Annotated in this window: 19 protein-coding genes; 13 read left to right on the plus strand and 6 right to left on the minus strand. The window is 37.8% G+C overall.

The annotated features are described in order from the left end of the window. Window positions 1-89 precede the first annotated feature (89 nt). Window positions 90-740: a nitroreductase family protein gene (locus LPB68_RS17680; RefSeq protein WP_068656500.1), complete on the plus strand. Its 651-nt coding sequence runs from the start codon at window positions 90-92 to the stop codon at window positions 738-740. An 81-nt stretch (window positions 741-821) separates the two neighbouring features. Here the strand turns inward: LPB68_RS17680 and yhbH are convergent, their stop codons facing one another. The 3 genes from yhbH to LPB68_RS17695 form a co-directional block, all read right to left on the minus strand. After that, window positions 822-1,976 carry a sporulation protein YhbH gene (yhbH, locus tag LPB68_RS17685; RefSeq protein ID WP_068656498.1) on the minus strand — a complete coding sequence of 385 codons (1,155 nt, stop codon included), beginning with the start codon at window positions 1,974-1,976 and terminating at the stop codon, window positions 822-824. Window positions 1,977-2,179: 203 nt separating this feature from the next. After that, window positions 2,180-3,028 carry a DegV family protein gene (locus LPB68_RS17690; protein ID WP_068656496.1) on the minus strand — a complete coding sequence of 283 codons (849 nt, stop codon included), beginning with the start codon at window positions 3,026-3,028 and terminating at the stop codon, window positions 2,180-2,182. Between the two features lie 25 nt (window positions 3,029-3,053). Next, window positions 3,054-3,488 carry a hypothetical protein gene (locus LPB68_RS17695; RefSeq protein WP_198402125.1) on the minus strand — a complete coding sequence of 145 codons (435 nt, stop codon included), beginning with the start codon at window positions 3,486-3,488 and terminating at the stop codon, window positions 3,054-3,056. Between the two features lie 174 nt (window positions 3,489-3,662). Here LPB68_RS17695 and LPB68_RS17700 point away from each other — a divergent pair, with 174 nt between their 5' ends. Then, entirely contained in the window at window positions 3,663-4,049 is a 387-nt protein-coding gene (locus tag LPB68_RS17700; RefSeq protein ID WP_068656494.1) for a DUF423 domain-containing protein, read from the plus strand. Between the two features lie 63 nt (window positions 4,050-4,112). Here LPB68_RS17700 and LPB68_RS17705 read toward each other — a convergent pair whose 3' ends face one another. Next, window positions 4,113-4,673 carry a hypothetical protein gene (locus tag LPB68_RS17705; protein WP_068656492.1) on the minus strand — a complete coding sequence of 187 codons (561 nt, stop codon included), beginning with the start codon at window positions 4,671-4,673 and terminating at the stop codon, window positions 4,113-4,115. A gap of 200 nt (window positions 4,674-4,873) precedes the next feature. On the opposite strand from LPB68_RS17705, the gene LPB68_RS17710 reads away from it, so the two are divergent. The 7 genes from LPB68_RS17710 to sufB all read left to right on the plus strand — a co-directional run bounded on the left by LPB68_RS17710 (window position 4,874) and on the right by sufB (window position 11,410). Next, on the plus strand, window positions 4,874-5,176 hold the full coding sequence (locus LPB68_RS17710) for a YunC family protein (protein WP_068656490.1): 303 nt from the start codon (window positions 4,874-4,876) through the stop codon (window positions 5,174-5,176). Window positions 5,177-5,455: 279 nt separating this feature from the next. Continuing rightward, window positions 5,456-5,920: a Dps family protein gene (locus LPB68_RS17715; protein ID WP_068656488.1), complete on the plus strand. Its 465-nt coding sequence runs from the start codon at window positions 5,456-5,458 to the stop codon at window positions 5,918-5,920. Between the two features lie 319 nt (window positions 5,921-6,239). Then, window positions 6,240-7,022 (plus strand): Fe-S cluster assembly ATPase SufC, encoded by a 783-nt coding sequence (gene sufC / locus LPB68_RS17720; RefSeq protein WP_068656486.1) that lies wholly within the window; start codon window positions 6,240-6,242, stop codon window positions 7,020-7,022. Between the two features lie 24 nt (window positions 7,023-7,046). Next, window positions 7,047-8,354 (plus strand): Fe-S cluster assembly protein SufD, encoded by a 1,308-nt coding sequence (gene sufD, locus LPB68_RS17725; RefSeq protein ID WP_068656484.1) that lies wholly within the window; start codon window positions 7,047-7,049, stop codon window positions 8,352-8,354. Further along, window positions 8,351-9,571: a cysteine desulfurase gene (locus LPB68_RS17730; RefSeq protein ID WP_068656482.1), complete on the plus strand. Its 1,221-nt coding sequence runs from the start codon at window positions 8,351-8,353 to the stop codon at window positions 9,569-9,571. The genes sufD and LPB68_RS17730 overlap by 4 nt, the downstream gene beginning before the upstream one ends. After that, window positions 9,561-9,995: a Fe-S cluster assembly sulfur transfer protein SufU gene (gene sufU, locus LPB68_RS17735; protein WP_068656480.1), complete on the plus strand. Its 435-nt coding sequence runs from the start codon at window positions 9,561-9,563 to the stop codon at window positions 9,993-9,995. Before LPB68_RS17730 ends, sufU begins: the two co-directional genes overlap by 11 nt. 17 nt (window positions 9,996-10,012) lie before the next feature. Further along, a complete protein-coding gene (gene sufB, locus LPB68_RS17740) occupies window positions 10,013-11,410 on the plus strand; it encodes a Fe-S cluster assembly protein SufB (RefSeq protein WP_068656479.1) in 1,398 nt (465 codons plus the stop codon). Between the two features lie 643 nt (window positions 11,411-12,053). On the opposite strand, the gene LPB68_RS17745 is transcribed toward sufB, so the two are convergent. Continuing rightward, complete coding sequence (locus LPB68_RS17745) at window positions 12,054-12,599, minus strand: DUF7010 family protein (RefSeq protein ID WP_068656477.1); 546 nt, start codon at window positions 12,597-12,599, stop codon at window positions 12,054-12,056. Between the two features lie 577 nt (window positions 12,600-13,176). Then, on the minus strand, window positions 13,177-14,211 hold the full coding sequence (locus LPB68_RS17750; protein ID WP_068656475.1) for an HD-GYP domain-containing protein: 1,035 nt from the start codon (window positions 14,209-14,211) through the stop codon (window positions 13,177-13,179). Window positions 14,212-14,385: 174 nt separating this feature from the next. Between LPB68_RS17750 and LPB68_RS17755 the strand changes: the two genes are divergently transcribed. The 4 genes from LPB68_RS17755 to yfkAB all read left to right on the plus strand — a co-directional run bounded on the left by LPB68_RS17755 (window position 14,386) and on the right by yfkAB (window position 19,244). Next, window positions 14,386-15,825, plus strand: coding sequence for a bifunctional metallophosphatase/5'-nucleotidase (locus LPB68_RS17755; protein WP_068656473.1), 1,440 nt, complete (start codon window positions 14,386-14,388; stop codon window positions 15,823-15,825). Between the two features lie 54 nt (window positions 15,826-15,879). Then, a complete protein-coding gene (locus tag LPB68_RS17760) occupies window positions 15,880-16,713 on the plus strand; it encodes an undecaprenyl-diphosphate phosphatase (protein ID WP_068656471.1) in 834 nt (277 codons plus the stop codon). An 88-nt stretch (window positions 16,714-16,801) separates the two neighbouring features. Beyond that, the gene (locus LPB68_RS17765; RefSeq protein ID WP_068656469.1) at window positions 16,802-17,917 is read left to right on the plus strand and encodes an HD-GYP domain-containing protein; all 1,116 of its coding nucleotides are present in this window, start codon (window positions 16,802-16,804) and stop codon (window positions 17,915-17,917) included. Window positions 17,918-18,107: 190 nt separating this feature from the next. Then, complete coding sequence (gene yfkAB, locus LPB68_RS17770; protein ID WP_068656467.1) at window positions 18,108-19,244, plus strand: radical SAM/CxCxxxxC motif protein YfkAB; 1,137 nt, start codon at window positions 18,108-18,110, stop codon at window positions 19,242-19,244. The last annotated feature ends 1 nt before the right edge of the window (window position 19,245 follow it).

Here is a 19,245-nt window from a genome sequence, read left to right on the forward strand (position 1 = left end):
AAACGCGGTTTTCTAATGTGCTAAATATGCTTAGAAATGACATGATGAACAATCATAGAAAATTAGAGATGAACTAGGGAGGAATCATAATGACGAATACGGATTTGAAAGTCGAGAAGGATTTCCATACAATCATTAATGAAAGACATTCAGTTAGAAAATATGATCCAGCATGGAAGATGTCGGAAGAGGAGATTAATAACATTTTATCAGATGCTATACTGGCACCATCCTCTTCAAATCTTCAGCCTTGGCGATTCATTGTTATCCAGGACCAAAATACTAAGGAAAAGCTTCTGCCGATTGCAAATAATCAACAACAGGTTGTTGAGGCTTCCGCTGTGATCGCAGTTCTAGGGGATATAGAAGCTTATGAGAATGTGGAGAAAATTTACGATCTTGCAGTAGAAGACGGTATAATGACATCCGAGATCAGAGATATGATGGTTAAGAATACTAGGAATTACTATCCAAATGCGGGTAAGGAGAAACTAAAGGAGATTGCCTTGGTCGATGGTGGATTGATCTCGATGCAACTTATGCTCGCTGCAAAAGCTAGAGGATACGACACGGTACCCATGGGTGGTTATAATGCAGAACAATTCAAACAATTATTCGATGTTTCGGATCGGTATGTAACGGTTATGCTTATTGCATTGGGTAAATCAATAGCGGAGGCGCGCCCAACGGTTCGCTTGCCACTTGAAGATGTAACATTCTGGAATGAATTTAAAAATTAAAGTTGAGTTATAAATAAAAGAATAGGATAAATGGGATAGACCTCGATTGAAGTATGCCTTCCGAGTTCTATCCCATTTATTTCATACAATCTCACGTTTATGGAAAAACCTCTTCAATGCTTGATATACCTCACCCTTCTCTTTAATTACATAATACATGAATTGATCACTTTTTATATTCTTATAGGCAGACATCAAGGTGCTGCTTCGATTGTATTGATTCACTTCCCCATAACCAAACATATTACTTATCTCGAGTATTTCTCCAATTAATTTGACACACCGTTCATTATCGGAAGATAAGTTATCACCGTCTGAGAAATGGAAAGGGTAAATATTAAATTTTGAAGGAGGATATCTCTGATCGATGATCTCAAGTGCTTTCTGATAGGCAGATGAACAGATGGTTCCTCCACTTTCCCCACGTGTGAAAAATTCATTCTCAGTTACTTCCTTTGCCTCTGTATGATGTGCGATAAATACAATTTCTACCTTCTCATATTGCTTACGCAAGAAACGATTCATCCAGAAAAAGAAACTTCGTGCACAATATTTCTCAAATGACCCCATGGAACCGGAAGTATCCATCATGGCGATGATGACAGCGTTAGATTCTGGTACCACGATATCATCCCATGTTTTGTACCTCAAATCATCAGGGTTAATGCCGTGAATGCCGGGTTCTCCTGCCGTTGCATTTCTTCGCAGATTCTCAAGGATAGTTCTTTTCTTATCAAGGTTGGACATCATGCCTTTTTTACGGACATCGGTGAAGACGATTTTGTGCGATTCTACCTGTTCCTTGTCTTTTTCTTGTAAATGCGGAAGTTCCATCTCCTCAAAGAGCATGTTCTCAACCTCTTCAATGCTAATCTCAGTATCAACAGTGTCTTGCCCCGGCTGATCACCGGCCTTGTCACCTTTACCAGGCTTCGGTACAGGATCGCGACCGAGAATGTCTCCAACTTGGCTCTCACCATCTCCCTGCCCAACATGTTTCTGCTTCTGATAATTATAAATAAAGCGATACTCATCCAGACTCCGGATTGGAATCTTGATGATCTGCTTACCGTCAGACATGATGATATTCTCTTCGGTAATGAGATCGGGTAAGTTTTGTTTAATGACATCTCGCACTTTTTGTTGATGACGGACTTGATCTTGGTAACCTTTTCGATGAAGTGACCAATCTTCACGGGATACAACAAATGAATAGGGTTGACGTGATATTGACATTTGGAGCACCTCCAACAGGAATATGCTGCAAGTATTATTAGTTATCGAATCAATTTCATAATCGCCTATGCAGCTTATAATTATGAAATTGATTCATCAAGTAAAGTATATTCACTAAAAGGGGTGATATGTGAGAGGGAATAAAAAAGGCGACTTCCTGATCCGTAACGGAACAATGAAGTCGCTGTATGAAACACATTCTATTATGGTTTTTTAGAATACATAATGCCGATGGTTTGCGGTCCACAATGGCTGCAAATAACACAACCTGCAGTAGATAGAGCAACCGTTGCTTGGGTGTGCTTCTGCAGATTCTCCTGTAAATTAAGAGCATCTTTCTCTGCCAGAGAGTGAACAACAAAAATAATGTCTTGATCCATTAGATCTTTTTTATTGATAGCATTTTGTAATAACATATCCAAAGCTTTTTCACGCTTCCCACGAACTCGGTAGGCTGGTGTCATTTTACCATCAGCAACTTTGATGATAGGGCGAATTTTTAACATGCTGCCAATGAGGTTTTGCATGCCTGAGCAACGTCCACCCTTGTATAGATATTCAAGGGTATCTACTACAAACTCTGCTTCAATTTCTGGCCTTACAGTATGCAGAAGTGTGATTATTTCATCCAAACTACGGCCTGCTTCAGCAGCGTGTACTGCCTTCATTACAAGTAACCCAATGGCAGAAGATAGGTTCAATGAATCGAATACAGCGATCTGTTGGGAAGGGAAGTCTTCGGCTGCTATAACTGCATTCTGATATGTTGAAGATAACTCCGAAGAAAGGCTGATGAATAGAATCTGTTCACCTTGTTCTATGTAAGGAGCAAATGCTTTAATAAAATCACTTGGTGATGGTGCAGCAGTTTTGGGAAGAAATCCATAATCAGATACCTTGTTGTACAAATCAACTGGTGTAATATCTAAGCCATCTTTCAAAGATTGATCTCCAAAAACGACATATAGCGGTACGATTCCAATCTTATGTTGTTCAATCCAAGCGATAGGTAGGTCACTAGTACTATCTGTAAATATTTTTATAGTTGGCATGCCTTTCTCCCTTGTTCTAAATGATTTAGGTTGTAGCATTTACAACTGCATAAATAAAAAATGATGTTAAGCATAAAACGATGACTCCATTAATAATTAAGCCTAATATGGCGAATATTTTCTTTCTATTTTTTAATACAACGCCAATAATGCTAAGAATAACTCCAATGATATTTAATATTATGAATAATATCACGAGTAGTCCAACACTTCCAATGATTTGAATGAGTTCTTCGCTTGGAGAGCTCAGACTTTCAGGACTCAAATGGGGGGCGATTATCGCACCTATTAATGCGACCGAAGCGATATAGCCTAATAAGCTGAGCATACTTAAGACAAAGGATGCGATTCCGGGCCCAGAATGTTTGATGTTCATCGGTGATGCAGGTTCTGATGTCATGGAGTTGATGTATGAACTTTCTTCAGCTGTTGGTTGCTGTATTTCATTGGAATCCATCATGATCTCTCCTTAATAAGAAATATATACTATTAATACTCTTCCATAACTGTTTACAAAAATCAAGGAAAGAAATACTTGAATCATAAAAATTGAAAAGTGGTAAAGGTGTAGGGCATACGTTATCATTACAAATAAGGTATAGAATGAGCATGATTTTAAAGGAGATGGACTAAATTGCAGCGTAGCTTTGGTAAGTGGGGAACGATTTTGATGGCACTGTCTGTTGGAATCGGTGCTTTTGGAGCACATTTATTAGAACCGATCATCGGTGATGATGCCATCGGCGTATATGAAACAGGGGTTCACTACCATATGATTCATGGACTAGCCCTTCTGTTGGTTGCTTTAGCGGTTGGACAAATAGGAGAATCTAGAAAGCTATATTGGGCAGGTTATTTATTTATAACAGGGATTATATTGTTCTCTGGAAGTTTATATGTTCTAAGTATAAGTGGTATAAAAGTGTTAGGAGCGATCACACCTCTAGGTGGAGTTGCTTTCATTGCTGGATGGATTTGTTTCTTATTAACCATATTGGATTCTAAGAAAAAGACAAGATAAAGGGGTTGTCCCTAGTCATTTCTATGACTTATGGGACACCCCTTTATTTGACTCAATGTAGCCTTATACAGTAAAGGAATCAATTTCATTCAAGCTGAATGAATAGACTTGTTTCTCATCCACATGATAAACATTTATAAGTTGCCGTTCTTCATCGAAATTTAATATACGGCATGGAATGTTGAAATGATGTCCTAGACGATTCGCAGTCATACGGACGAGTCTATTGTCTTTAATACATGATCTGATCCAACTTCTGGGATCCTCTATTGGATCTGTACTCGAAACAGAATTCTTAGTGTTAGAGATAGGTTGTTGATTATTAGATTTCAATTCGTTAGTGGGGACAGAGGACTTCCCAAGGTTGTTAACTTTATTATATTTCTGTAAAAGGGTATTCGCTAATTTTCTTTGAGTATTAGGTAGGTCTTTTTTAGCGGCTAGAAGAGTATTTATTATTCCTCCGAGCTCTATTCCAGTATTAATTCGATAATCGATAACGTGATCATTTTGGTTAATCATTTCAATTAATAATTGAAGTGCAATAGCATTAGACTGATTGTTGATCAAGAGGTCGATGTTGAATAAATAACCATTGTCATTGTTGTCTTGTGTGTTATTCATATATCCCCCAAGCTTATCTTTCAAATCTTATTTTTCAATATAAACTATACCATTAAACTGGAAAAAAACATAGTCATATTGTCGTAGGACTAAAGTTTGTTTTTACGATAAATGGCGGATTTTACCACCTGTACCCACACTTTCCACAAGAGGGTTGAATACACATAATGTTGAGCCAGATGTGAGGGAGGTGTCATGCAATGATTAACATAGTTCCGATTATCATTGGCAGTATATCCTTAATTGGAGTAGAAGTGAAACTTCCATTAACCACACTACTGACTATAAATACATCTAAGGGGTATATAATGTGTGGTGCTCTGGATATTGGATTATTGAATGAGAAACTCGCAGATCGTAAGATTATTGCTGGAAGAGCGGTAGGGGTAAGAACATTACAAGATTTGCTGGATGCACCTTTAGAATCCGTTACGTTCGAGGCAGAGAAATTAGGAATCATTCCAGGCATGTTAGGCAAAGAAGCATTAATTAAAATGATATAATTGATTATTATTAGCTGCTCCAAATGAGGTGTTTTTATATTCCTGGGGCAGCTTATTTTTAATGAAATAGAGTTAAGGTTATTTAAGATTTAGCAATAAAGTAATTATGAATAATGCTAATTGGCTAGGGGAATATTAAATTTACGATATGATGAATAAAGTCATACTTTGTTCACTACTCATGAAGAAAATGGCATATAGATGTTTCAAATGGTATGAATTAAGGTTAAAATATATAAGAGAATATTCCAGAAAATAATAGAGAAAGAAGGAATTAATATGACAAAAGCAACATCAGCAAAATCACAAAAAACGACTATTGAACAAGTTTTAAATCAACAGGTCGCTAACTTAAATGTATTATATGTAAAGGTACATAACTATCATTGGTATGTTCGAGGTGAGAAATTCTTCACATTACATGCTAAATTCGAAGAAATCTACAACGATATTACTTTGAAAATGGATGAAGTGGCAGAACGTTTGTTGACTATTAAGGGTAGCCCAGTTGCAACAATGAAGGAATTCTTGGAGATTACTACGATCCAAGAAGCTAAGGGTAATGAGGATGCAGGCAAAATGGTGCAGAATCTGATTGAAGACTTGGCTACTGTATCAGAAGAAGTATTAGAAGGAATTCAATTGGCGGAACAAGCTACTGATCATGTAACAGCAGATATCTTGACTGGTATCAAAGGCGACTTTGAGAAACATATGTGGATGCTTCGTTCTTTATTAGGATAATTCCGATGAAGTAGTGCCTATATAAGTTATTAATTATTGTTTTGAATTTTGGGCTTGGCTGATTTAATTGGCTGAGCCCATTTTTCTTACCAACTGTTTGTCTGTTTTGCAATGAAAAATGTCGTAAAGTAGACGTATAAATCAGACAAAAAATGTTTTTTTAAAAGAAATAACTGAGAATCATTGAGAATCAAATTGATTTAGTTTAGAATAAGTATAAAGAACAAAACCTATTCTTGAAATTGGAGGGTAACTTCCATTTCAAATGTAGTTTCAAATCAATATCACCAAAAATAGAAAAGCGGAGGGAATAACAAATATGGCAACAAATTTCGTCATTGAAGGACTTAAAGCATCAATCGAAGGTAAGGAAATACTGAAGGGGATTAACCTAGAAATGAAAGGTGGAGAAATCCACGCAATCATGGGACCAAATGGTACAGGGAAGAGTACATTAGCTTCTGCTCTAATGGGACATCCTAAATATGAAGTAACCGATGGGAAAGTATCTTTGAATGGTGAAGATGTACTTGATATGGCTGTTGATGAACGCGCACGCGCAGGTCTATTCCTAGCAATGCAATATCCAAGTGAAATTAGTGGTGTGACTAACTCGGATTTCCTACGCAGTGCTATAAACGCACGTCGTGAAGAAGGAAGCGAGATTTCATTGATTAGATTCATTCGTCAAATGGAAGCAAAGATGAAAGAACTTGATATGAATCCTGAATTTCTTCACCGTTATTTAAATGAAGGATTCTCGGGTGGAGAAAAGAAACGTAATGAAATTCTACAAATGATGATGTTGGATCCAAAATTGATTATCCTTGATGAGATCGACTCCGGATTGGATATCGATGCACTTAAAATTGTAGCTAGTGGTGTTAATGCAATGAGAAGCGAAGACCGTGGATTCTTAATCATTACTCACTATCAACGCCTCTTGAACTATATCAATCCTGATTTCGTTCACGTTATGATGCAAGGAAGAATCGTGAAATCTGGAGGCCCAGAATTATCAGAACGTTTGGAAGCTGAAGGTTATGATTGGGTAAAAGAAGAGTTAGGCATTGAAGATGAAACTGTTGGTCAAGAACAGTAAATATAACGGGAGGAGGACAATGAAATGACAACACAAACCATTCTTCCGGTTGATACCGAAAGTATACAAAATATTTCAAAGCGTAATAATGAACCAAGTTGGTTAACTGAATTGCGTATAAATGCATTGAAATTAGCTAGCCAACTAGAACTTCCTCGTCTAGAAAAGACAAGAATTGATCGTTGGAATACGCAAGCCTATGGAACGTATCAAGATTACGATGTGATTGAATCATTAGAGAAGCTTCCAGCCTCGGTTCAAGATTTAATTAAAGATCAAGAAGTAGAAGGTAACCTTATCGTTCAACATAATTCTGGCGTAGTATACACTAAACTTTCTTCGGAATTAGCAGCTCAAGGTGTAATTTTCAAGGATCTTCATACTGCAGCTAGAGAGAATGAAGAATTAGTGAAGAGTTACTTGCATAAAGCTATTGAAGTAGATGAAAATTTGATCACTTCATTACATGCTGCACTTTGGAACGGTGGAGTTTTCTTATATGTACCTAAGAATGTTGAAATCACTATTCCTCTACAGGCTATTTATTTGACCGATAAAGGACAGGCAACATTTGCACCACATATATTAATTATTGCAGATACGAATAGTACTGTAACTTACGTTGATAATTATGTATCAGGTGAGCTTGATGGTGAAGTGCTCCATAATGGTTCTGTTGAAATTTTTGTAAAAGCTGGAGCAAAAGTTCGTTATGCTACCGTGCATCAAATGTCTAGCGAAGTGACCGATTTGAGTTATCGTCGTGCGATTGTAGAGAATGACGGTGTGATTGAGTGGATCGTTGGTGAAATGAATGCTGGGAATACGATGAGTGATACGAATTCTATTCTCAAAGGAAATGGATCATCTTCTGATTCTAAGGTTATTGCTGTTGGGTCCGGATCGCAGAAGCTTAATTATACGACTCGTGCACAACATTTTGGCAAGAACACACCTAGCCAAATGATTACACGTGCGGTATTACGTGAACAATCTACAGCCATAATCAATGGTATTACCAAAATTGAACATGGTGCTTCCAAAGCAGACGGACAGCAGACGGAAAAAGTGTTAATGCTTAGTCCGAAAGCACGTGGGGACGCTAATCCAATTCTTCTTATCGATGAAGATGATGTAACTGCGGGTCACGCTGCCTCTGTAGGACAAGTGAATGCAGAACAAGTCTATTATCTAATGTCCCGTGGTATTACCCGCACGGAAGCAGAAGCTTTGATTATTTATGGATTCTTGGCACCTGTGGTATCGCAGATACCACTTAAAGGATTGCAGACACAACTTCAATCACTTGTTGAAAGGAAGCTTGGACGATGATCCGCGATATACGTGAGCAATTTCCTATTTTGCAGCAGGAGATCAATGGTCATCCATTAGTATATTTGGATAGCGCAGCTACTTCTCAGAAGCCGCGCGTAGTTATTGATGCACTTCAGCATTATTATGAATGGGATAATTCGAACGTTCATCGTGGAGTTCATACTCTGGGTAGTCGTGCTACAGATGCCTATGAAGGTGCACGTGAGAAAGTTGCACGCTTCATTAATGCTAAAAGTACACAAGAGATTATATTTACAAGAGGAACAACAACGTCTTTAAATTTGGTTGCTGCTTCTTATGCTCGTGCAATATGTCGTGAGGGCGACGAGATAGTAATTACACCTATGGAACATCACAGTAATCTGATACCGTGGCAACAAGTTGCAAAAGCAACCGGTGCAACGCTCAAGTATATTACATTACAACCTGATGGATCGGTAGATCTAGCAGAGGTAGAAAAGACAGTAACAGCACAGACGAAAATTGTCTCTATAGCTCACGTGTCTAATGTCATGGGGGTTGTGAATCCTGTGAAACAAATAGCAGAGATTGCTCATCGTCATGGTGCGATTATGGTAGTGGATGGAGCGCAAAGTACACCACACATGAAAGTGAATGTTCAAGATTTAGATAGTGATTTCTATGCGTTCTCTTCCCACAAAATGTGTGGTCCAACCGGCATTGGAGTTCTTTATGGCAAAAAGGCACTGCTTGAGGCGATGGATCCGGTTGAATTTGGGGGAGAAATGATTGATGAGGTAGGCCTCTATGATTCAACATGGAAGGAACTCCCTTGGAAGTTCGAAGGTGGAACACCGATTATTGCTGGTGCTGTTGGATTGGGTGCTGCTATAGATTTTCTTAGTGAGATTGGATTAGATCATATCGAGCGTCATGAGAAAGAAATAGCTGCATACGCTATGAATCGCTTATCGGAGCTTGAAGGAGTAACACTTTATGGACCTCTCAAGAGGGAAGTAGGGCTTATAACCTTTAACTTAGGAGAAGTTCATCCTCATGATGTAGCTACTGTATTGGATGCGAGCGGAATAGCCGTTCGAGCGGGACATCATTGCTGCCAACCGCTGATGCGTTGGTTGAAAGTAAATTCTACAGTTCGTGCAAGCTTCTACTTGTACAATACGGAAGATGATATTGATCGTCTTGTTAGTGCCTTAATTCAGACAAAGGAGTATTTCGGCCATGCAACTTGATGACTTATACCGCCAGGTAATTATGGATCATTATAAAAACCCTCGTAATAAAGGAAAGTTTGAAGAGGGAGCTATAACAGTGGATTTAAACAATCCTACATGTGGCGATAAGATTTCACTGCAACTAAAGGTCAATAATGGAGTCGTTGAAGATGCTAGATATACGGGTGATGGATGTTCCATCAGTATGTCTTCTGCCTCAATGATGACAGCTGCAGTGAAAGGTAAAACCCTTGAACAAGCTAAGGATATGATTGCCCGTTTCTCGGAACTAATGTTGGGTAAAGATGTTCGATTTGATGATTACGAAGATATCGAAGCCTTATCTGGAGTGAATAAGTTCCCAGCACGGATTAAATGTGCAACACTCTCTTGGAATGCACTACGGAAAGTGATTGATGAGGAACAGTTCAATAAATTATGATAGGGAGATGAAATAATATGGCTAAGAAATCACCAGAATTAGAAGAATATAAATATGGGTTTCGCGATGAACATGAGTCTATTTTTAAGACAGGAAAAGGATTAACTCGTGAAGTTGTAATGGAAATATCTCGTATCAAGAACGAACCACAATGGATGCTTGATTTCCGTCTGAAGGCATTAGAAACATTCGAGAAAATGCCTATGCCTAATTTCGGTGGGAATATGGATGATTTGGATTTCAATGAAATTCAATATTTCGTAAGAGCTTCCGACAAACAAGGGAAAACATGGGAGGAAGTTCCTTCCGAAATCAAAGAAACTTTCGATAAACTTGGGATCCCTGAAGCTGAGCAGAAATTCCTAGCTGGAGTATCTGCCCAGTATGAATCAGAAGTAGTGTACCATAGCATGCAGAAGGACCTTGAAGATCAAGGCGTTATATTCATGGATATGGATACGGCACTTAGAGAACACCCAGAAATTGTTAAGGAATATATTAGTACTGTTATCCCTACAGCAGATAACAAGTTCTCTGCTTTGAACAGTGCTGTATGGTCCGGAGGAAGCTTCATCTATGTACCTAAGGGCGTCAAATGTGAGATGCCACTACAAGCATACTTCCGTATTAACTCTGAGAATATGGGACAATTCGAACGTACGTTGATTATCGCTGATGAAGATAGCCATGTACACTACGTAGAAGGCTGTACAGCTCCGGTATACAGTACGAATTCTCTACACAGTGCGGTAGTTGAGATCATCTGTAAGAAGAATGCGCGAGTGCGTTATACAACTATTCAGAACTGGGCACCAAATATTTATAACTTAGTAACCAAACGTGCTGTTGCTGAAGAAAATGCAACAATGGAATGGGTAGATGGGAATATTGGATCTAAGTTGACCATGAAATATCCATCTGTGGTTCTTAAAGGCCGTGGAGCAAAAGGAATGGTGCTATCCATTGCCATTGCAGGTAAAGGTCAACATCAGGATGCAGGGGCGAAAATGATTCACTTAGCGCCAGATACGACATCTACGATTGTATCTAAGTCCATTAGTAAACATGGTGGTAAGGTAACTTATCGTGGCTTGGCTTCCTTCGGACGTCAAGCAGAAGGGGCTAAGTCTAATATCAAGTGTGATACATTGATCCTAGATAACGAATCCACTTCGGATACAATTCCATACAATGAGATCATGAATGACAACATTACGCTGGAGCATGAAGCTACGGTATCTAAGGTATCAGAAGATCAACTCTTCTATCTAATGAGCCGTGGTCTTACAGATGCGGAAGCAACTCAAATGATCGTCATGGGATTTATTGAGCCATTCACGAAGGAACTTCCAATGGAATATGCCGTAGAAATGAATCGTCTCATCAAGTTCGAGATGGAAGGTTCTATCGGGTAATTAGCTAAAAATGTTTGTGTAACAACGTTTGTGAGCAGTTTGAATAGTGAGGAAAAATGTTCGTGCCGAATTCGTGCCGATTCAGATATTTCTCTTAAATGTAGGAGGCGAACTTTAAAAGTTCGCCTTTTTCTTTTTTTCGTAATATCTAAGTAAGTGCCAGTGGTTGTTGCGATTTGTTTATGTCCCAATCGTTGAGATACGAATAATAAGCTCGCCCCAGATTCGAGTAAAAGTACAGCGTGTGTTTACCTGAATCCATGTGTACCTGTATATTCCACTTCAGACCTTTCGCAATAGTCTTGAATCAAATCACGAACCGTAGAAGATGTTAGATAGTTTCCTAGATAATTCCGAAAAATAATCCCATCATTATTTTTATGGAAGCTTACCTCTCTAAAGTCAGAAATCGCACAATACCAGACAACTAAAAGCAGGAGAGGGTACTCTTCGTATTCATCCAGATGGTTTTCTATCTACATATGTAATTGAAGATCCTGGGGGTGTGGAAAGAGGGTTCGCTTGGATGTCAAGAAGACATAGGAAAAATCATACAGGTGTCAAAGGGTAAGTGAGTAGTAAACACAAACTATGTAGTAGAAATCTCTTCTTTTATATAAAAAAATCACCTAATAAAAGGTGATTAAACATGACTAGCTTTAAGTTCTCTAAGAATTAAAAGAACACCAATACCATACACAATAGATATTGCTAAAGGTACAAGAGTGAATGCTTGATCAACAAGGAATCCACCTAAGATTAAGGAGGAAATACAGGTACCTAAAGTAACAAATAAATAAGCTTTGCTTTTATAAATCCACATGTAAGGCAGAAAATGAGAGCCTGCAAGTAAACCGATGGTGAAGGGAAGGTATTCAGGTATATTCATATACACAATTATAAATACTGGTATATAAAAAGCTTGGGGAGCTGCAACTATTCCTCCTAAAGTACCTACAGGGTTGCCGGTAGTGAGTAAATTAACACCAAGAATTTTACTAATTAGAATTCCAATAGGAAAAATGGCACCTAAGCCAAATATCCAAATTAAACGCACAGCTTCTATTGGAAAAACTAAGGGCATAAGGGTGAAAATTAAAAAGACAATTACGCCAGACAGCAAAATTGGGAACCCTTTTCTTGCTTCAAATATGATTTCTTTTTGTAATTCCTCAAGTGTTCTACTCATAAATGCACTCCTCAATAAGTCTAGTAGTCTAATTACAATAACATAGCAAAATTTCACTCAATTTACCATGACAAATTAGAATCAAAACCAGAATTTAATGAACAATACGAAGATATAGCGTAACACTTTAGGTGTGAAAAAGATTTGTGCTGGAAGATTAAATTTCTATAAGGAGAAATGACGGTGATCGAGCAGATGGAATGGATTTACAGATAGATCACTGGATCGGTATAGGTTGGTCGTACTTTTTTACCAAAAAGAGTGATTTTTTTTGTTGATTTCGGTTGAAAGTTGAAGAAATATGCATAAATTAGCGCAGAGGACGGAACGATTTCGTAAAAAGCAATAGTGGTCGCCTAAAAGCTTTCCAAGGGAAAGCTACTTCGAAAGCATACACTGTCTCCGAATTCCAACCGTTGAGCGGTTCCAATCCTGAAATTTGGAGACCACAGCGATTGGAGAAACGTACCGTTCGCGGAGCGTCCCCTCAGAACACCTAACCTTCTCCTACAAAAAACAAAGGGGCGCCCCTAGCCATTTTCATGACTTATGGGACAGCCCCTTCTTGTAGAAATGATTAAACGAGAATTCTCTCGATTGATAAATGGCTTTCAATGGATAGATCAATGAATATATCGTCGATCTGAACTAGAGGTCGAAAAAAATCAATATTATTATTCATGATGATCTTGCCGGATTTACCATTCGATAAGACGACATTTTTTCCGATGAAATTAGGAGTCATATGTCTAATTAAAGCTTGTGTAGGTTTGGGATTTAATTTACCGAAGCTAAGATCATAGATCTCTTTAAGGACGGTTAATAATGCTTGTTTAGACTGATATACTCGATGCGTAGTCATTGCGCTAAAAACATCAGCAACAGCTGTAATTTGTGAGAATGGATGTACATTGTGTTTATTAACTCGTAGTGGATACCCAGTTCCATCATCACGTTCATGATGCTGCAGAGCAACTAGAGCAGATACTTCATCCAATGATGAATCACGAATAATTTCATACCCATAAGTAGTATGAAGTTTTACAATTTCAAACTCTTCTGGAGTTAGTTTACCCGGCTTATTTAATATATCAGACGGAATCCTACATTTGCCGATATCATGTAAATATCCTGCTTTACCTGCTAAATAGGATTCCTTCTTAGAATAGCCAAGCCAAGTTGCTATGTAATAGGATAACATTCCTACTTGCATGGAGTGGTGGTATGTATAATCATCATCCTGTTCAAGTACTAGTAATAAAGAAACAATATCTTTTTGTTCAACTAATTGATCAACTAAGGGATGCATAATGTCCTCAACGACAGTATCGTTTACTTTCCCTGTACTCAGAGCTTCTAAATATATATTCTCAAATCCATCAATCGCTTGCGCTAGATGAGGTTTGACCTTGGATAAGGATTCTTCTTTTTTGGACGGTTGAACTTCAATGGGTAGTTCAACCTCTACAAATTCAACGTGATGCTTCAGTAATTTACTAATTTCTTCTGGCCCTAATTTTGTGTTTTTCTGTAGAACATGTAAACCATGAGCACTAAAAGTATCCGCTTGCAGAATATCTCCGGGTTTGAGATCTGTTACATGTACTCTCAAGTGAAGTCTCCTCTCATAGAATGGTATAATATAGTAATCATAACAAGAAAAAAATGGATTTACAATAAATAATAGATAGCCTGTATTTGTAATTGAACATACCACAAAAATGTAGTAAATGGTATGATAATGACTGGTTATTATAGATATTATAGAGGAAGTGGAATTCACAACATGCCATCAATGGATAAGGATAGGCTAACAATACTACATACCAATGATATTCACAGTCACTTTGAAATGGTAAGTTCTATAGCTGCACTTGTCGGCAGAGAAAGAGAACTTGCTACAGATGGTGCTCTACTTCTGTTAGATATTGGTGATCATATGGATCGGATGGCTGTAGAAACGGAAGGTAGTGCTGGAAGAGCCAATGTGGATATTATAAATTTAACAAATTATGATGCGATAACGATTGGGAATAATGAGGGTCTTACTTTTACACCAGATATGTTAGAGATAGCTTGCAGTGGTTTGCTATGTCCTGTCGTCTGTAGTAATATACGTGAAATTCAAAGTGGACGTAGTCCGATCTGGATGAAGGAACACATTATTATTACGAAAGGTAATATAAAGATTGGGATTATAGGAGCAACGGCGCCATATCACGAGTTCTATAGATTGTTGGGTTGGGAAGCATTAGATCCGGAGATAGCATTAAAAGAGCAATTAACTCTATTGAGACCCCAAGTTGATATAATCATAGTTCTGTCACATCTAGGTCTTCCTGCTGATCAGAAACTAGCTTCTAGATTAACAGGGATAGATCTTATTCTAGGCGGGCATACACATCACTTACTTGAGAAGCCTTTGCAGATAGGGAATACAACCATTTGTGGTGCTGGTAAATTCGGTCAACATGTTGGTAAAGTGATTATGGAACGACACCCAGACGGAACGTTCCGAGTGGTTCAAGGTGAATGTATTCTCGTTGATCCGAAGCAAAAGGATATAAACATCACCAATGCAACAGAGGTTCACAGAAAACAAGCAGTGAATGCTTTACAACGCGTAATTACAGTGATAAATGGTGATGTAATGTTGAATGAAGGAGATCAGGAATCTCCATTTGGTAATCTCTTAGCCCAATCATTACATCAATTTACGAAGAGTGAGTTATCATTGGTTAATACAGGACAACTGTTGGGAAGTCTACCAGCGGGTGAAATAACGGCTGGAATACTGCATCAATTATGTCCTTCTCCTATAAATTCATGCGTACTGAAATTAAAAGGAAGTGATATTCGTTATACGTTAGAACAAAGTCTTCTGTCTGAATATAAAGAAAAGATGATTAAAGGATATGGATTTCGAGGAAATGTGTTGGGAAGTATTGCAATAGATGGTGGAACGGTTCTCTATGATGAATTTGAAATTCCTTTTCAGAAGATTAAGAGTATCATTATAAACGGTATCCCCCTATGTGATGATCAGGAATATCTAGTTGGGACTATTGATATGTTTATTTTTGGTGGAGGTTATGAGAGAATTGCTAAGGGCAGAGATCGAAGGTTTATTCTTCCAGAATTCCTTAGGGATCTATTAAGCATTGAACTTCAACGACCAAGTAGTCTTAGAGAATGTCATGAAGTAAGATGGAATAAGATACGTTAAAGTAATAAAACATAAGTGTAGTTATTATTTGGTAATAAAATAAAGGAGGAAAAAATGGATATTATCACAGCTATAATTTTAGGAATCGTGGAGGGGATTACGGAATTCATTCCAGTTTCTTCAACAGGACACATGATCTTAACATCGAAATTAATGGGGCACAACGACCAATCTGATGTAATGAAAACATTTGAAATTGTAATTCAATTGGGAGCCATCCTTGCTATAGCAATTGTATACTGGAAACGGTTATTGAACTTGCTAGGATTTGATCGTAAGAAGACTACTTCAATTCAGGGGATGCAACAGTCAAGTAAGAAATTAGATTTAATTCATGTTATTTTAGGGATAGCCCCAGCTCTAATTGTTGCTTTTTTTGCAAGAGATTTTATCAAGAGCTTATTTAGTGCAAATACTGTGGTGTGGTCGTTAGTGGTAGGTGGGTTATTTATGATCTTCGCTGAATGGTTCAACAAAACCAAGGTGACTATAACGTCACATGAGTTGGATGACATCACTTATAAGCAAGCATTTCTGATAGGTATATACCAGATTATATCAGTACTGTGGCCAGGGTTCTCTCGTTCAGGTTCCACGATTTCTGGTGGGATGTTGAGCGGTGTTAGTTATAAAGCATCAGCTGATTTTTCATTTTTGATAGCTATTCCAATAATGTGTGCTGCTGCCGGTTATGAATTACTTGATTCCTACCGATATTTTAATAGTGAGACTATTGGTGTCTTTATTGTTGGATTTTTAGTATCTTTTGTTGTTGCATATTTTGTAGTACTGGCTTTTATGAAACTTATACAGCGAATTAGCCTTACACATTTTGCTATATATCGATTTATATTAGCAGCAGTATTTTGGATATTTATATTGAATTAATCCAATGGGTAAGACATATTCTCCTTGAATGGATTTATTAAATACGACGCAGACAGATCAGAACCATTCTTCAGGTAGGAGGATACGCATGCGGTTAGTACCTGTTTCATTGCTTAAAGATGGGATGAAAATTGGTAAGAAAATTTATAGTATTGATGGCTTAACGCTATTAGCTGAAGGCGTAGAGTTAACGAGTGATCTGATACGTAGATTGAAGCAAATTGATATTGGTTACGTATATATTCAAGATAAACGGACTGAGGATATTACGATTCCTGAGGTTCTACACGAAGAAACACACCGTAAGGCGATGCAAGTGATTCGTACCAATTTTCAAAAAATATCTCAATCTACGAATCCTATTCGATCTATCGCTGGTTACAGTCATTTAGGAAGAGATTTCTCAGCAGTAATGGAATCTATTCTAGATGATCTGAGTGAACAAGAATTACCGATGATTATGCTCATGGATATGAATAAAATAGATCATTTTTTATATAAGCATTCATTGAATGTGTGTGTGTATACGTTAATTCTTGGCGCTGCTAGTGGGATGACCCGTGATCAGTTAAAGGTACTTGGCGTAGGGTCGTTGCTACATGATATTGGAAAAACTCAGATTCCTGTTAAGATATTAATGAAACCTGGTAAGTTGGACGATGAAGAATATAACCTAATGAAATCACATACGGAAATTGGTTACAAAATATTGAAAGAAGAATCAGATATTCCATTACTTGCTGCACACTGTGCATTACAACATCATGAACGTTTAAATGGAACAGGTTATCCACGGGGACTGAAAGGTACTGAAATTCATCAATTCGCACAAATTTTAGGATTAGCAGATTCGTTTGATGCTATGACATCACACCGGGTATATAAACCTGCAATGCTGCCCCATCAAGCAATGGATGTTTTGTATGCGGGCTCTGGCGTGCTGTTTGATCAACAAAAACTTGAAGTATTCCGTGACAATGTAGCTATTTATCCGCAAGGCATGAGTGTAAGGCTTAGTACAGGTGAAGCTGGAGTTGTATGTAAGGTAGACTCAAGTATGCCACATCGTCCAGTAGTTCGTATTTTGACTAGTGAATCAGGGGAAGAATTAAAGTCTCCTTATGATATTGATCTGACTCGTGTGCTTTCTACAGTAGTTACACATGTTGAGGGAATGGAATCTTTAAATTTAATAGTAGGGTAATGAAATTGAAGGTTAGACCAATGAAACTGCGATAACGATATAGACCATTTGGAAAGTGGGAGATTATATTAACCGCTACGGATGGGTATCGTTTTACGTGGTTTCTTTGTAATGAGAATTCTCTTCGTGATATTATAATAACTAAATTGATTTTAAATTGATTCTAATAAAGAAAATTAAGGTGGTAAATATGATTATTGAAAATGTCGATCGCTTAAACTCACAACAAATATCGCCTAGTTATGATCCTTGGGAACCTATAAATTCTCTAAGAAAATATGGTCAACATGTTCTGACAAGTGTGGAGATGACAGTTACTCATCTATGTAATATGCGTTGTGAACATTGTGCCGTAGGCGATATGCTTGTTATGAAAGAGACGGATTCCCTCTCATTGGATCTTATGTTAAGAAGATTAGATGAGGTTGAGCATTTAGAAACGATTAGTATGACTGGAGGAGAACCTCTATTTCGCAAACAAACTGTGGATGAGATCATCGTCCCTCTTTTGAAATATGCACAAGAACGTGGAATCAAAACTCAGATTAATTCTAACCTCACTATGGGTATGGATCGTTATGAGCAACTCTTGCCTTATCTTGATGTGATGCATATGTCTTTTAACTACTTGAATGGTGATGACTTCCATGAAGTTGGGTTTGCCAATACCGCACATCCTGTAAGTAAAGAGGCAGCATATCGTCTTTATGATACGATGATTGAGAATACGCGCAAACTAAGTGATGCAGGCATGTATATATCAGCGGAATCTATGATAAATTATCGAACACATACCAAATTAGATAAGATACACCAATTGATTGTAGATATGGGTTGTCAGCGACATGAAGTTCATCCTATGTATGCATCAAACTTCGCTTCTAGCCTACCTGTATTATCTTTAGATGATATGCGTAAGGCTATACATCTGTTACTTGATTCACGTGATGAGAATGTATGGATGTTGTTCGGAACGCTTCCGTTCTATGCTTGCAGTTTTGCTGATGAGGATTTGAAACTTCTCCGTCGTTTACAAGAATCCAAGAATATTACTGTTCGAAATGATCCTGATGGTCGAAATCGTGTGAATGTGAATTTATTTACTGGGGATGTTTATGTTACTGATTTTGCAGACATCCCTCCTTTTGGGAATATTAAGAACCAAGCGCTTGATGATGTTTTTAGCAAATGGTTGAATGGTCATCCTTTGAATCAAAAAGTGAATTGTTACTGTGATGCAGTAGGTTGCTGTGGTCCTAACCTGCTAGTGGCTGATATGTATTATAAAGATGTGAACTTCAAGCTTAGAACAGCAAACAGTTTATAGA

This window comes from Paenibacillus crassostreae, assembly GCF_001857945.1.
Taxonomy (GTDB): domain Bacteria; phylum Bacillota; class Bacilli; order Paenibacillales; family Paenibacillaceae; genus Paenibacillus_AQ; species Paenibacillus_AQ crassostreae.

Coding starts and splice junctions, on each gene's coding strand:
- LPB68_RS17680 (WP_068656500.1), top strand. CDS start 90: ATGACGAATACGGATTTGAAAGTCGAGAAGGATTTCCATACAATCATT.
- yhbH (WP_068656498.1), bottom strand. CDS start 1,976: ATGTCAATATCACGTCAACCCTATTCATTTGTTGTATCCCGTGAAGAT.
- LPB68_RS17690 (WP_068656496.1), bottom strand. CDS start 3,028: ATGCCAACTATAAAAATATTTACAGATAGTACTAGTGACCTACCTATC.
- LPB68_RS17695 (WP_198402125.1), bottom strand. CDS start 3,488: ATGATGGATTCCAATGAAATACAGCAACCAACAGCTGAAGAAAGTTCA.
- LPB68_RS17705 (WP_068656492.1), bottom strand. CDS start 4,673: ATGAATAACACACAAGACAACAATGACAATGGTTATTTATTCAACATC.
- LPB68_RS17710 (WP_068656490.1), top strand. CDS start 4,874: ATGATTAACATAGTTCCGATTATCATTGGCAGTATATCCTTAATTGGA.
- LPB68_RS17715 (WP_068656488.1), top strand. CDS start 5,456: ATGACAAAAGCAACATCAGCAAAATCACAAAAAACGACTATTGAACAA.
- sufC (WP_068656486.1), top strand. CDS start 6,240: ATGGCAACAAATTTCGTCATTGAAGGACTTAAAGCATCAATCGAAGGT.
- sufD (WP_068656484.1), top strand. CDS start 7,047: ATGACAACACAAACCATTCTTCCGGTTGATACCGAAAGTATACAAAAT.
- LPB68_RS17730 (WP_068656482.1), top strand. CDS start 8,351: ATGATCCGCGATATACGTGAGCAATTTCCTATTTTGCAGCAGGAGATC.
- sufU (WP_068656480.1), top strand. CDS start 9,561: ATGCAACTTGATGACTTATACCGCCAGGTAATTATGGATCATTATAAA.
- sufB (WP_068656479.1), top strand. CDS start 10,013: ATGGCTAAGAAATCACCAGAATTAGAAGAATATAAATATGGGTTTCGC.
- LPB68_RS17745 (WP_068656477.1), bottom strand. CDS start 12,599: ATGAGTAGAACACTTGAGGAATTACAAAAAGAAATCATATTTGAAGCA.
- LPB68_RS17755 (WP_068656473.1), top strand. CDS start 14,386: ATGCCATCAATGGATAAGGATAGGCTAACAATACTACATACCAATGAT.
- LPB68_RS17760 (WP_068656471.1), top strand. CDS start 15,880: ATGGATATTATCACAGCTATAATTTTAGGAATCGTGGAGGGGATTACG.
- LPB68_RS17765 (WP_068656469.1), top strand. CDS start 16,802: ATGCGGTTAGTACCTGTTTCATTGCTTAAAGATGGGATGAAAATTGGT.
- yfkAB (WP_068656467.1), top strand. CDS start 18,108: ATGATTATTGAAAATGTCGATCGCTTAAACTCACAACAAATATCGCCT.